Here is a 12,951-nt window from a genome sequence, read left to right as displayed (position 1 = left end):
CAGATATCTGCACTGCCAAGAGCTGTGAGAGCTTTTGCTGCCTTGAAAAAGAATGGCTAAATAAATCATCCAAGACAGTTGCTCCCACATTGGACCGCGTGCATCAACTCGGTCACCTGTGGGAGCGGGCTTGCTCGCGAAGAAGCCTGCCCAGACAACACAAAAAACCCAGAAAAAAAACGCCCCGACAAGTCGGGGCGTTTTCACAAGCGGCTAAGCCTTAGCGCGGGAACGCTGGCGGGTTCACACCGGCCATGTCTTCCATCACGCGGACCACCTGGCAGCTGTAACCGAATTCGTTGTCGTACCAGACGTACAGAACAACGCGGTTGTCTTGGCTGATGGTTGCTTCAGCATCCACGACACCAGCGTGGCGCGAGCCCACGAAGTCGGTGGACACCACTTCCTGGGAATTGACGAAGTCGATCTGCTTATGCAGCTCGGAGTGCAGCGCCATGTAGCGCAGGTACTCGTTCATCTCTTCACGGGTGGCGGCTTTCTCAAGGTTCAGGTTGAGAATGGCCATCGACACGTTTGGCGTCGGTACACGGATCGCGTTGCCGGTCAGCTTGCCGGCCAGTTCAGGCAGGGCCTTGGCGGCGGCGGTGGCGGCACCGGTCTCGGTGATGACCATGTTCAGCGCGGCGCTGCGGCCACGACGATCGCCTTTGTGGAAGTTGTCGATCAGGTTCTGGTCGTTGGTGTACGAGTGAACTGTTTCGACGTGACCGTTGACGATGCCGAACTTGTCGTTCACTGCCTTGAGCACCGGCACGATGGCGTTGGTGGTGCAAGAGGCGGCTGAGACGATCTTGTCGTCCGCGGTGATGTCGCCGTGGTTGATACCGTGAACGATGTTCTTCAGCTTGCCCTTGCCAGGCGCGGTCAGGACAACGCGGTCGACACCCGGGCAGGCCAGGTGCTGGCCCAGGCCGTCGGCGTCACGCCATACACCGGTGTTGTCCACCAGCAGCGCATCCTTGATCCCGTACTGGGTGTAGTCCACCTCGGTAGGGTTCTTCGCGTAGATCACCTGGATCAGGTTGCCGTTGGCGGTGATGGTGTTGTTTTCTTCGTCGATGGTGATGGTGCCGTTGAACGAACCATGGACCGAGTCACGGCGCAGCAGGCTGGCACGCTTGGTCAGGTCGTTCTCGGCGCCCTTGCGCACCACGATGGCCCGCAGGCGCAGGCCGTCGCCACCACCGGTTTTCTCGATCAGGATGCGCGCCAGCAGACGGCCGATACGACCGAAGCCGTACAGGACCACGTCAGTGCCTTTGCGAGCCGAAACGTTCTGCTGGCCAACCACATCAGCCATCTCTTCACGCACGAACTGCTCGGCGCTACGGCCATTGCCTTCGTTGCGGAATTTGAACGCCAACTTGCCCAGGTCCACCGAAGCCGCGCCGAGCTTGAGCTCGCTCATGGCTTTGAGCAGAGGGAATGTTTCGTGGACGGAGAGTTCGCTGTCGTCGGAAGAACGGTGGCGAGCAAAGCGGTGAGCCTTGAGAATCGCGATGACAGACTGGTTGATCAGGCTGCGGCCATAGATCGAGCTCACCACGTTGTTATTGCGGTAGAGCTGACCGATGAGAGGGATCATCGCTTCGGCGAGTGCTTCACGATCAATCCATTCACCAAGACACTGGTCGGGCTTCTGAGTCACGGGAACCTTCCACATGTAGGGGCTGAAAAAAGGGGCTACATTATGCCGCCGAGTCCACGCCGGAGCAATGCGCGCCTGTCGCGCCGTGGTTTTCCCCTCTGCCCGGGTAGTCTGCGACTGACAGCCGCCCCTTTACCCCGCTACAATTGTCGACTTTGTCGCAACGCTTGGAGCTCAACCTTCCGTGCCCGTTCTGCGTCTTCCGTTTCTCCCTGCCACGGCAGGTAAACAGCACTGGGGCAACCTGCCCGGTGCCGCCCTGAGCCTGGCCATTGCCGAGGCCGCCAGCGCTGCCAAGCGCTTTACCCTGCTGCTGACCGCCGACAGCCAGAGCGCCGAGCGGCTGGAGCAGGAGCTGGGTTTCTTCGCCCCGGATCTGCCGGTTCTGCATTTTCCGGACTGGGAAACCCTGCCCTACGATCTGTTCTCGCCGCACCAGGACATCATTTCCCAGCGAATCGCCAGCCTTTATCGGTTGCCGGAGCTCAGTCATGGCGTTTTGGTAGTGCCCATCACCACGGCCCTACATCGCCTGGCCCCAACCCGATTCCTGCTCGGCAGCAGCCTGGTGCTGGATATCGGCCAGAAGCTGGATGTGGAGCAGATGCGTACCCGACTGGAGGCCAGCGGCTACCGTTGCGTCGACACGGTGTACGAGCATGGCGAGTTCGCGGTGCGTGGCGCCTTGATCGACCTGTTCCCGATGGGCAGCAAGCTGCCTTATCGCATCGACCTGTTCGATGACGAAATCGAGACCCTGCGTACCTTCGACCCGGAAAACCAGCGCTCCATCGACAAGGTTCAGTCGGTCCGCCTGCTCCCCGCCAAGGAATTCCCGTTGCAGAAAGACGCCGTGACCCGCTTCAAGGCGCGGTTTCGCGAGCGCTTCGACGTGGATTTTCGTCGCTGCCCGATCTTCCAGGACCTGAGCAGCGGGATCACCCCCGCCGGCATCGAGTATTACCTGCCGCTGTTCTTCGAAGAGACCTCCACCCTGTTCGATTACCTGCCCCAGGACACCCAGGTGTTCTCCTTGCCCGGCATCGAACAGGCAGCGGAAAACTTCTGGAACGACGTGCGTAATCGCTACGAAGAACGTCGCGTCGACCCTTCCCGTCCTTTATTGCCGCCCGCCGAGTTGTTCCTGCCGGTGGAAGACTGCTTTGCCCGTCTCAAGAACTGGCCACGGGTGGTGGCAAGCCAACAGGACGTGGAGCCCGGCGTCGGCCGTGAACGCTTTCCCGCCAAGGCCCTGCCGGACCTGGCAATCGAAGCCAAGGCCACGCAGCCGATGGCGGCGCTGGCCGGTTTTCTCGACGAGTTTCCCGGGCGCGTATTGTTTACCGCTGAATCCGCCGGGCGGCGCGAAGTGCTGCTGGAACTGCTCGATCGCCTGAAACTGCGGCCGAAAACGGTCGACAGCTGGCCGGATTTCGTCGCAAGCAAGGATCGCCTGGGGATCACCATCGCACCGCTGGACGAAGGCCTGGTGCTCGACGATCCGGCGCTGGCGCTGGTGGCCGAAAGCCCGTTGTTCGGCCAGCGCGTCATGCAACGTCGTCGCCGTGAGAAACGCGCCGATGCCGCCAACGACGCCGTCATCAAGAACCTCACCGAGCTGCGCGAAGGCGCGCCGGTGGTGCACATCGACCATGGCGTGGGCCGCTACCTGGGCCTGGCGACACTGGAAATCGACAACCAGGCGGCCGAATTCCTCACTCTGGAATACGCCGAGGGCGCCAAGCTCTACGTGCCGGTGGCGAACCTGCACCTGATCGCACGTTACACCGGCAGCGACGATGCCCTCGCCCCGCTGCATCGCCTGGGCTCGGAAACCTGGCAGAAGGCCAAGCGCAAGGCCGCCGAACAGGTGCGCGACGTGGCCGCCGAACTGCTGGACATCTACGCCCGCCGCGCCGCGCGCGAGGGTTATGCCTTCGCCGACCCGAAAGCCGACTACGAAACCTTCAGCGCCGGCTTCCCGTTCGAGGAAACCGTCGACCAGCAGACCACCATCGAAGCCGTGCGCGCCGACATGCTCGCGCCCAAGCCAATGGACCGGCTGGTATGCGGCGATGTCGGCTTCGGCAAGACCGAGGTGGCGATGCGCGCCGCGTTCATTGCCGTGCACAGCGGCAAGCAGGTCGCCATCCTGGTGCCGACCACCCTGCTCGCCCAACAGCACTACAACAGCTTCCGCGACCGCTTCGCCGACTGGCCGGTGACTGTGGAGGTGATGAGCCGCTTCAAGTCCGCCAAAGACGTGAACGCCGCCGTGGCCGACCTGGCCGAGGGCAAGATCGACATCGTCATCGGCACGCACAAGCTGCTGCAGGACGATGTGAAGATCAAGAACCTCGGGCTGGTGATCATCGACGAAGAACACCGCTTCGGTGTGCGCCAGAAAGAACAGCTCAAGGCCCTGCGCAGCGAGGTCGACATCCTGACCCTGACCGCCACGCCGATTCCGCGCACGCTGAACATGGCGGTGTCGGGCATGCGCGACCTGTCGATCATCGCCACGCCGCCGGCCCGTCGCCTGTCGGTGCGCACCTTCGTCATGGAGCAGAACAAGAGCACGGTCAAGGAAGCCCTGCTGCGCGAGCTGCTGCGCGGCGGCCAGGTCTATTACCTGCACAACGACGTCAAGACCATCGAGAAGTGCGCCGCCGACCTGGCCGAACTGGTGCCGGAAGCACGGATCGGCATCGGCCACGGGCAGATGCGCGAACGCGAACTCGAACAGGTAATGAGCGACTTCTACCACAAGCGCTTCAACGTACTGATCGCCTCGACCATCATCGAGACCGGTATCGACGTGCCGAGCGCCAACACCATCATCATCGAGCGCGCCGACAAGTTCGGCCTGGCCCAGTTGCACCAGTTGCGCGGCCGGGTCGGGCGCAGTCATCACCAGGCCTACGCCTACCTGCTGACACCGCCGCGCCAGCAGATCACCCCCGACGCTGAAAAACGCCTGGAGGCCATCGCCAATACCCAGGACCTGGGGGCCGGTTTCGTGCTCGCCACCAACGACCTGGAAATCCGCGGTGCCGGCGAACTGCTGGGGGACGGCCAGAGCGGGCAGATCCAGGCCGTGGGTTTCACTCTCTATATGGAAATGCTGGAACGGGCGGTCAAGTCGATCCGCAAGGGCGAACAGCCGAACCTCGACCAGCCCCTGGGCGGCGGGCCGGAAATCAACCTGCGGGTGCCGGCGTTGATCCCGGAGGATTACCTGCCGGATGTCCATGCACGGCTGATTCTCTACAAGCGCATTGCCTCAGCCAGCAACGAGGAGGACCTCAAGGACCTGCAAGTGGAGATGATCGACCGCTTCGGCCTGCTGCCGGAACCGACCAAGAACCTGGTGCGAATGACGCTGCTCAAGCTCCAGGCCGAACAACTTGGCATCAAGAAAGTCGACGGTGGCCCCAATGGCGGCCGGATCGAGTTCGCAGCCCAGACCCCGGTCGATCCGTTGGTGCTGATCAAGCTGATCCAGGGCCAGCCCAAGCGCTACAAGTTCGAAGGCGCCACGATGTTCAAGTTCATGGTGCCCATGGAGCGCCCGGAAGAACGTTTCAATACCGTAGAAGCGCTGTTCGAGCGCCTCACCCCGACCACTGCTTGAAGGACGCCCCATGCGCCTGTTTCGTTCACTGACCTTGCTGCTGACCCTGGTCGCTCCCCTGGCGTCTGCCGACGACCTGTATCAGGTTGAAATGATTCTGCTGCGCCAGAACGCCGAACCGGTGATTATCAGCCGTGCCGCTCCGGAAGACTGGGACGCCGGCGCGCAACGCCTGCCCGCCGACAGCCAGCGCACCCCGGCGCTGGGGAACATCGTGGATAAACTCAACGCCAGCGGCCAATACACTGTGTTGATGCACAAGGCCTGGCAGCAGAACCTCGGTGAACAGGGCAGCAAAGTCGCCATCAGCGACGGCGTCGAGCAGTTCGGCCAATTTCCCATCGAAGGCACCCTGGGGCTGAAATTGGGGCGCTTCACCGATGTGGATGCCGACTTCTGGATCAACCGGATCGATGCCAATGGCCTGGTCACCGCGAGTGAACGCCTGAAGCAGAACAGCCACACCAAGAACGGCCAACTCAACTACCTCGACAACGGCCAGCTGGCCCTGCTGATCAAGATCACCTCACTGACCGCGCCCGCTCCACGGCAGGCACCTGACGTCATTCCGGACTGATCGGCGCGCCTATGCCCTCGCCCCTGAGCAAACCGCTGGCACCTTCCTGGGTCAATCGATTCAAGGAACAGAGCCTGGAGCGCGGGCGCCGCTACGCACTGGAGAACCGCGTCAGGATCGTCGAGGCCGGAGAAAGCACCATCACCGCCAGTTGTGAAGGCTCTGGCGGCAGTGTTTATCGCCAGACCATACGCCTTAAAGAGTCAGCCAAGGGCACGCTGATCCTGCTCGAAGCCGCGTGCTCCTGTCCGGTGCGTATCAACTGCAAGCATTGCGCGGCGGTGTTGCTGCAAGTTCAGGAAACCCTGGCTTATCCGGCGGCCGAGAAAGACGCCCAGTTGTTGGAGAAACTCCAGGCAGTGCTGGACAATCGCAATCCCAAGGCCCCGCCGCAGGTGCTGGTGGACAACGTTCAACCGCTGCCGCGCCTATGGCTGGCGAGCATTGAGTTCAGCGCTTTCGAGCCGCGTAATGGCAAGATGCAGCGCTACATCCAGCACCGCGCCGCGCTATCGTTCAGCTACCTGGACGAGTACGTCAGCGGCCAACGCAACACCGACGTGCTGATTCGCCAGGAAACCCAAACGCTGCGGATAAAACGCCACACCGATGTGGAGCAGTCCTACCGCGAGCAGCTACGAATCCTCGGTTTCAAGATCGCGACCCGGCAAAGCAAGGCCCTGCCGGAAAGTGCCGGCGAACTGTACGAGATGGTCAACGACAGCGCCTGGCTGACGTTCACCCTCAATGATCTGCCGAAACTGCGCAACCAGGGCTGGGAGCTGCAGATCGACGAGGATTTCGGCTTCGACCTGACCGCCGTGGACGACTGGTATGCCACTGTCGAGGAAACGCCGGAGCGGGACTGGTTCGACCTGGAGCTGGGAATCATCGTCAACGGTGAGCGATTGAGCCTGTTGCCGATCCTGTTGAACCTGATGCGCTCGCACATCGAACTGTTCAACCCGGAACGCCTGGCAAGGCGTCGCGATGACGAACTTATCCTGGTCAACTTACCGAACCGTCCGAATTCGGAGTTCGGCCCGCAACAAGTGGCCCTGCCCTACGGCCGGCTGAAACCGGTGCTGGCCACCCTGGGCGAGTTTTACCTGAACGAACCCGGCACCACCAAGCTGCGCCTGAACAGCGCCGACGCCTTGCGCCTCAATCCGCTGCAAGACGTGCCCCTACGCTGGGAAGGCGGCGAACACATTCGCGGCCTGGCCCAACGCCTGCGGGACATCAAGGACTACACCGCCACCGTGCCGGAGGGCCTGAACGCGACGCTGCGGCCTTATCAACTCGAAGGCTTGAGCTGGATGCAGTCGCTGCGGCAACTGGAAGTCGGCGGCATCCTCGCGGACGACATGGGGCTGGGCAAGACCCTGCAGACCCTGGCGCACATTCTCAGCGAAAAGAACGCCGGTCGCCTCGACCGTCCCTGCATGGTGGTGATGCCCACCAGCCTGATTCCCAACTGGCTCGACGAAGCGGCTCACTTCACGCCGCAATTGAAAGTGCTGGCCCTGTATGGCGCCGGGCGCAAGAAACACTTCGAACGGCTGGCCGACTACGACCTGGTGCTCACCACCTATGCCTTGCTGCCCAAGGACGTCGAACGCCTGAAGATGCAGCCATTGCATGTGCTGATCCTCGATGAAGCCCAGTACATCAAGAACCCTACCAGCAAGGCCGCCCAAGCCGCCCGTGAACTCGATGCCCGGCAACGGTTGTGCCTGTCCGGCACGCCCCTGGAAAATCACCTGGGCGAGCTGTGGTCACTGTTTCACTTTCTCTTGCCCGGATGGCTCGGGGACGTGAAGAGTTTCAATCGCGATTACCGCGTACCCATCGAAAAGCGCGGCAGCGACGCCAGGCTGCAACACCTCAATGGCCGGGTAAAACCCTTCCTGCTGCGCAGGACCAAGGAGCAAGTGGCGACGGAATTGCCACCCAAGACCGAGATCGTCCATTGGGTCGAACTCAGCGATGCCCAGCGGGATGTCTACGAAACCATGCGCCTGGCCATGGACAAGAAAGTGCGCGACGAAATCACCCGCAAGGGCGTCGCCCGCAGCCAGATCATCATTCTTGAAGCGCTGCTCAAGCTGCGCCAGGTGTGTTGTGACCTGCGGCTGATCAGCGACGCCCCGCCCGTTCGAGGCAGCACTTCAGGCAAGCTCGACAGCCTGATGGAGATGTTGGAGGAGCTGTTTGAAGAAGGTCGGCGGGTGCTGCTGTTTTCCCAGTTCACGTCCATGTTGACGCTCATCGAGGATGAGCTGAAAAAACGCGGTGTGGACTACGCCATCCTGACTGGCCAGACCCGGGACCGACGGACTCCCGTCAAGGAATTCCAGAGCGGCAAGCGTAAGATCTTTCTGATCAGCCTGAAGGCGGGTGGTGTAGGCCTGAACCTGACCGAAGCCGACACGGTGATCCACTACGACCCCTGGTGGAATCCGGCAACGGAGAACCAGGCAACCGACCGGGCTTATCGCATCGGCCAGGAGAAGCCGGTGTTCGTCTACAAGCTGATCGCGCGGGGCACCGTGGAAGAAAAAATCCAGCTGCTGCAGAAGGAGAAATCCGATCTCGCCGCCGGCGTGCTCGACGGGCGCGTAACCGGCGACTGGAAACTGCAGAGCGATGATATCGAGGCGTTGTTCGCGCCTTTGCCGGATAAGCTGGCGAAGCGCTGAGGCCCGTTGGTGGCGGCCTGATACCTGTGGGAGCCGAGTTTACTCGCGATGGCGTTACATCAACACCCTCGCCAAGGTCGACTTCACCTTCCCCATCCCGTCATGCAATGCCTGCTCGATCTCCGCCATGGTGATCACCGCAGTGGACTTGCCCGCCGCCGGATTCACCACCAGGGCCAGACACGCGTAGTCCAGCTCCAGTTCGCGAGCCAGCGCCGCCTCCGGCATGCCGGTCATGCCGACGATGTCGCAGCCGTCACGTTCCAGGCGGGCGATTTCGGCCACGGTTTCCAGGCGTGGCCCCTGGGTGCAGGCGTATACGCCATGACTACTGTAGCTGCAGCCTTCGGCCGCGAGGGCGGCGATCAGTTTCTGACGCAGCGATTCGCTGTAGGGGTAGCTGAAATCGATGTGGGTGACCGCTTCCAGATCATCAGCGAAATAGGTGTGCTGGCGACCGCTGGTGTAATCGATCAATTGATGCGGCACGCAGAAGTGCCCGGTGCCCATCGCCGCATGGATCCCACCCACGGCATTGACCGCCAGAATCGCCTCGGCGCCAGCCTGCTTCAGCGCCCAGAGATTGGCGCGATAGTTCACCTGATGGGGGGGCAGCCGGTGGGGATGACCATGGCGAGCCAGGAACAACACTTCGCGTCCGGCGTAGTCGCCGATCTGAATGTCGGCCGACGGTGGGCCATAAGGCGTATCTACCGCCAGGGACCGGCGAATGGTCAGGCCTTCGAGCTGGGTCAGGCCAGTGCCGCCGATAATTGCGTAAACGGTCATGACAAAACGTCCTTAATCAATCAATTGGGCGGCTTTCAGCGCGCCGATTGCCGTCAGCCAGCGTGGATCCTGGCGGTATTCGGTGGTGGCGAAGGCCTGGCCGCGCATGCGTGAGATCCGCGCCGATGGCTTGACCTTCAGGCGCTGGGCGGCGCTCAAGGCCAGCTCCGCGGCAGCACGGTCGTTGCACACCAGCCCCATGTCGCAACCGGCCGACAATGCGGCCTCGATACGGCTGGCGGCATCGCCGACCACGTGGGCGCCCGCCATCGACAGGTCATCACTGAAAATCACGCCATCGAATTGCAGTTCCCCGCGCAGGATGTCCTGCAGCCAGCGTCGGGAAAAACCTGCCGGGTTGGCATCGACCTGGGGATAGATCACATGGGCTGGCATCACCGCGGCCAGTTGCTTGCTCAATCGGGCAAAGGGCATCAGGTCATTGGCGCGGATCTGCTCAAGGCTGCGTTCATCGTTGGGAATCGCCACGTGAGAGTCAGCCTCGGCCCAGCCATGGCCAGGAAAATGCTTGCCGGTCGCGGCCATGCCGGCCGCTCGCATGCCGCGAATGAATGCACCGGCCAACAACACGACGCGCTCCGGATCGCCCTCGAAGGCCCGACTGCCAACCACCGCGCTGCGCTGATAATCGAGATCCAGCACGGGGGCAAAGCTCAGGTCGAGCCCCACCGCCAGCACTTCGGTCGCCATGATCCAGCCGCACTGCTCAGCCAGGTATTCGGCATTCGGGTTATCGGCAATCGCCCGCATCGCCGGCAATCGCACAAACCCCTGGCGCAGACGCTGAACACGCCCGCCCTCCTGATCGACCGCCAGCAACAGGTCAGGACGAACGGCGCGGATCGACGCACTCAGTTCCCGCACCTGGCGTGGATGCTCGATATTACGCGCAAAAATAATCAGCCCACCCACTTCCGGCTGACGCAACAGGTGGCGATCTTCGGCCGTCAGCCAGGTACCGGCGACGTCCACCATCAACGAGCCTTGCAGGCCAGCAGTCATAGCATTTCCTTAGTTACGATGAACCCGCATGGCAGTAACGACACGACCGCGCCACCAAGTACCAGGCCCGGTAGGTCGCGGTCGTGCGATGACCATTTGAAACGGGTTCGAAACGAGAGTCGGCATGGGCGGCTAGCTTAGCGGATGTGGGCAGCCGCGCCCACCCGTTCACGCCTTGGCGAGGGTCGGCGTGGATTTGTTGCGTGGACGCAACTGAGCGGCCGCCATGGCGTCATCGGTGACGCCGCTTTCGGCGCGCATGCCGGCCGCCAGGAAGGGTACCATCAGGCGCATCACCTGCTCGATGGAAGTATTCACACCGAAGTCGGTCTCGGCGATTGCCCTCAGGGCCTTGATGCCGGACATGCTGAACGCGGCGGCGCCAAGCATGAAATGCACGCGCCAAAACAGCTCGATCGGCGGGATCCGGGGCGCAGCTTCGTTGACCAGGAGCATATAGCGGCGGAACACCTTGCCGTACATGTCTTCCAGGTAACGCCGCAGGTGCCCCTGACTCTGACTGAATGCCAGGCCCAACAGGCGCATGAAAATGGACAGATCGTTACCGCTGCGCGGCTGCACGGCGAGCGCCTGCTCGACCAGCATTTCCAGCAGCTCTTCCAGTGAGGGCTTGACGTCGGGCTTGGCCTGGCGACGTTCCAGTTCGCGGTCGAGGCTGAGACAGAAAGGCCCGAGGAACCGCGAGAACACCGCCTGGATCAACGCCTTCTTCGAACCGAAGTGATAGTTCACCGCCGCCAGGTTGACCCCGGCCTTGCTGGTGATCAGGCGCAACGAGGTTTCGGCGAAACCTTTTTCCGCGAACAGCTGTTCCGCAGCATCGAGAATGCGTTCAACGGTTTCCGACTGGGCCATGGTTACTCCGCCTGACAAACACTTGTTTGAAACATACGTTTCGACCTTGGGGTTGTCAAGCCTGGCGGGACGTTTTGCGAACGCCCGGTCAGCTATTTAACCACACCTTTGCAGGCGGTTGCCCAAGTGGCGTGAACCACCCGATCGACCGTCCAGCGGCCCGCGAAAAAAGGAGGATTGCCAAGCGGCGCTCACTGTATATAATCCCAGTCACTGTATAAAAAGACAGAGCGATCAATATGCTAAAGCTGACGCCACGCCAAGCAGAGATTCTGGCCTTCATCAAGCGCTGCCTCGAGGACAACGGCTATCCGCCGACCCGCGCGGAAATCGCTCAGGAACTGGGCTTCAAGTCGCCCAATGCGGCTGAAGAACACCTCAAGGCACTGGCCCGCAAGGGCGCGATTGAAATGACCCCGGGTGCATCCCGCGGCATTCGCATTCCCGGTTTCGAAGCCAAGGCCGACGAAACCACCCTACCGATCATCGGCCGTGTGGCGGCGGGTGCTCCGATCCTCGCCCAGCAGCATGTCGAGGAGTCCTGCAACATCAACCCTGCCTTTTTCCATCCACGAGCCGACTACCTGCTTCGCGTACACGGCATGAGCATGAAGGACATCGGCATCTTCGACGGCGACCTGCTGGCGGTACACACCACTCGCGAAGCTCGCAACGGCCAGATCGTGGTGGCGCGCATCGGCGACGAAGTCACCGTCAAGCGCTTCAAGCGCGATGGCAGCAAGGTCTGGCTGATTGCCGAGAACCCTGAATTCGCGCCCATCGAGGTGGACCTGCAAGAACAGGATCTCGTCATCGAAGGCTTGAGCGTCGGCGTTATCCGCCGCTAAAGGAGGCTTTATGCAGTTCCCCCACACACCACAGCACACACAACTTCCGTTGTTCGAGGCTTTCATGGCCCAGCCGCTGGTTCCAGTCCTGAAAGATGTGATTGAAGCGCCCTGGGGCGTCGAACCCGAGGCCTTCAGTGAACTGTCACTGCGTGGTGCAGCCGGGAACTGCCTGAATCTGCTGGCACCGATCCTGCGGGAACTGAGCCAGGACCAGGAAGCCCGCTGGTTGACGCTGATCGCACCGCCGGCCAGTGTCACACAGGCCTGGTTGCGGGACGCCGGTCTTAATCGCGAGCGAATCCTGCTGCTGCAACCACGGGGCACCCAAAGCGCTCAACAGCTGACATGCGAAGCCTTGCGTCTGGGTCGCAGCCATACAGTGGTCAGCTGGCTCAACCCGTTGAGCTCAACGGCACGACAACAGTTGATCAGCGCCGCTCGTACCGGGGACGCACAGAGCCTGAACATTCGGTTGGGCTAAGACAAACCCAGGGGCTTCTCCAGGACAGGGAAGCCAGGCAACAACACTACTTCAGGGAAACCGACAAACGGGATCAATGCAGAACCCGCGGTCCCTCTTCTTCCTTGTTGTTGAATTCGCCCTCAACCAGGCGGCCGGCCATCTGGACACCTACGCTCAGCATCGCCTTGGCGACTTCGACGTGTTGGCCTTGCAGGAATGCCTTGGCATCTTCGGAGAAGCTCAGAGTCACCAGGGAACCCTCGTCCTCAGCCCTGCGCAGCTCGATACGGCCATCAGGAAGTTCGACAATTTCTAGAAAGGACGTTGGCATAAAAGTCTGTTCTCCACGAAAGGCGAGGATTATATA

10 protein-coding genes are annotated in these 12,951 nt (G+C 61.7%); 5 read left to right on the top strand and 5 right to left on the bottom strand.

The window, feature by feature from the left end:
- Nucleotides 1-220 precede the first annotated feature (220 nt).
- Nucleotides 221-1,684 (bottom strand): glyceraldehyde-3-phosphate dehydrogenase, encoded by a 1,464-nt coding sequence (locus FBX99_RS25490; protein WP_144924138.1) that lies wholly within the window; start codon nt 1,682-1,684, stop codon nt 221-223.
- Nucleotides 1,685-1,853: 169 nt separating this feature from the next.
- On the opposite strand from FBX99_RS25490, the gene mfd reads away from it, so the two are divergent.
- Genes mfd through FBX99_RS25475 form a run of 3 tightly spaced genes read left to right on the top strand, consistent with a single transcriptional unit; the run spans nt 1,854 to nt 8,582 of the window.
- The gene (gene mfd / locus FBX99_RS25485) at nt 1,854-5,303 is read left to right on the top strand and encodes a transcription-repair coupling factor (protein WP_145133288.1); all 3,450 of its coding nucleotides are present in this window, start codon (nt 1,854-1,856) and stop codon (nt 5,301-5,303) included.
- 10 nt (nt 5,304-5,313) lie between these two features.
- The gene (locus FBX99_RS25480; RefSeq protein WP_144924144.1) at nt 5,314-5,880 is read left to right on the top strand and encodes a CsiV family protein; all 567 of its coding nucleotides are present in this window, start codon (nt 5,314-5,316) and stop codon (nt 5,878-5,880) included.
- A gap of 11 nt (nt 5,881-5,891) precedes the next feature.
- Nucleotides 5,892-8,582, top strand: a complete 2,691-nt coding sequence (locus FBX99_RS25475) for a DEAD/DEAH box helicase (protein WP_145133286.1) — start codon at nt 5,892-5,894, stop codon at nt 8,580-8,582.
- A 54-nt stretch (nt 8,583-8,636) separates the two neighbouring features.
- Here the strand turns inward: FBX99_RS25475 and FBX99_RS25470 are convergent, their stop codons facing one another.
- The 3 genes from FBX99_RS25470 to FBX99_RS25460 form a co-directional block, all read right to left on the bottom strand.
- Nucleotides 8,637-9,371, bottom strand: coding sequence for an S-methyl-5'-thioinosine phosphorylase (locus FBX99_RS25470; RefSeq protein WP_144924150.1), 735 nt, complete (start codon nt 9,369-9,371; stop codon nt 8,637-8,639).
- A 12-nt stretch (nt 9,372-9,383) separates the two neighbouring features.
- Complete coding sequence (gene nagZ / locus FBX99_RS25465; protein WP_178112067.1) at nt 9,384-10,382, bottom strand: beta-N-acetylhexosaminidase; 999 nt, start codon at nt 10,380-10,382, stop codon at nt 9,384-9,386.
- A gap of 180 nt (nt 10,383-10,562) precedes the next feature.
- A complete protein-coding gene (locus FBX99_RS25460) occupies nt 10,563-11,270 on the bottom strand; it encodes a TetR/AcrR family transcriptional regulator (RefSeq protein ID WP_047703815.1) in 708 nt (235 codons plus the stop codon).
- Between the two features lie 239 nt (nt 11,271-11,509).
- On the opposite strand from FBX99_RS25460, the gene lexA reads away from it, so the two are divergent.
- Nucleotides 11,510-12,118 (top strand): transcriptional repressor LexA, encoded by a 609-nt coding sequence (lexA, locus tag FBX99_RS25455; protein ID WP_024777918.1) that lies wholly within the window; start codon nt 11,510-11,512, stop codon nt 12,116-12,118.
- 10 nt (nt 12,119-12,128) lie between these two features.
- Complete coding sequence (gene sulA / locus FBX99_RS25450) at nt 12,129-12,602, top strand: SOS-induced cell division inhibitor SulA (RefSeq protein WP_047703816.1); 474 nt, start codon at nt 12,129-12,131, stop codon at nt 12,600-12,602.
- Between the two features lie 73 nt (nt 12,603-12,675).
- On the opposite strand, the gene FBX99_RS25445 is transcribed toward sulA, so the two are convergent.
- Entirely contained in the window at nt 12,676-12,915 is a 240-nt protein-coding gene (locus FBX99_RS25445; protein WP_024777916.1) for a hypothetical protein, read from the bottom strand.
- Between the last annotated feature and the right edge of the window lie 36 nt (nt 12,916-12,951).

It is taken from the genome of Pseudomonas sp. SJZ074 (assembly GCF_007828215.1).
Taxonomy (GTDB): Bacteria; Pseudomonadota; Gammaproteobacteria; order Pseudomonadales; family Pseudomonadaceae; genus Aquipseudomonas.
This window is presented reverse-complemented; position numbering and strand designations above follow the sequence as displayed.

Excerpts from the sequence above, each read along its gene's own strand:
- FBX99_RS25445 (WP_024777916.1), bottom strand. The coding sequence starts at position 12,915 with ATGCCAACGTCCTTTCTAGAAATTGTCGAACTTCCTGATGGCCGTATC.
- FBX99_RS25460 (WP_047703815.1), bottom strand. The coding sequence starts at position 11,270 with ATGGCCCAGTCGGAAACCGTTGAACGCATTCTCGATGCTGCGGAACAG.
- sulA (WP_047703816.1), top strand. The coding sequence starts at position 12,129 with ATGCAGTTCCCCCACACACCACAGCACACACAACTTCCGTTGTTCGAG.
- FBX99_RS25490 (WP_144924138.1), bottom strand. The coding sequence starts at position 1,684 with ATGTGGAAGGTTCCCGTGACTCAGAAGCCCGACCAGTGTCTTGGTGAA.
- FBX99_RS25470 (WP_144924150.1), bottom strand. The coding sequence starts at position 9,371 with ATGACCGTTTACGCAATTATCGGCGGCACTGGCCTGACCCAGCTCGAA.
- FBX99_RS25480 (WP_144924144.1), top strand. The coding sequence starts at position 5,314 with ATGCGCCTGTTTCGTTCACTGACCTTGCTGCTGACCCTGGTCGCTCCC.
- FBX99_RS25475 (WP_145133286.1), top strand. The coding sequence starts at position 5,892 with ATGCCCTCGCCCCTGAGCAAACCGCTGGCACCTTCCTGGGTCAATCGA.
- lexA (WP_024777918.1), top strand. The coding sequence starts at position 11,510 with ATGCTAAAGCTGACGCCACGCCAAGCAGAGATTCTGGCCTTCATCAAG.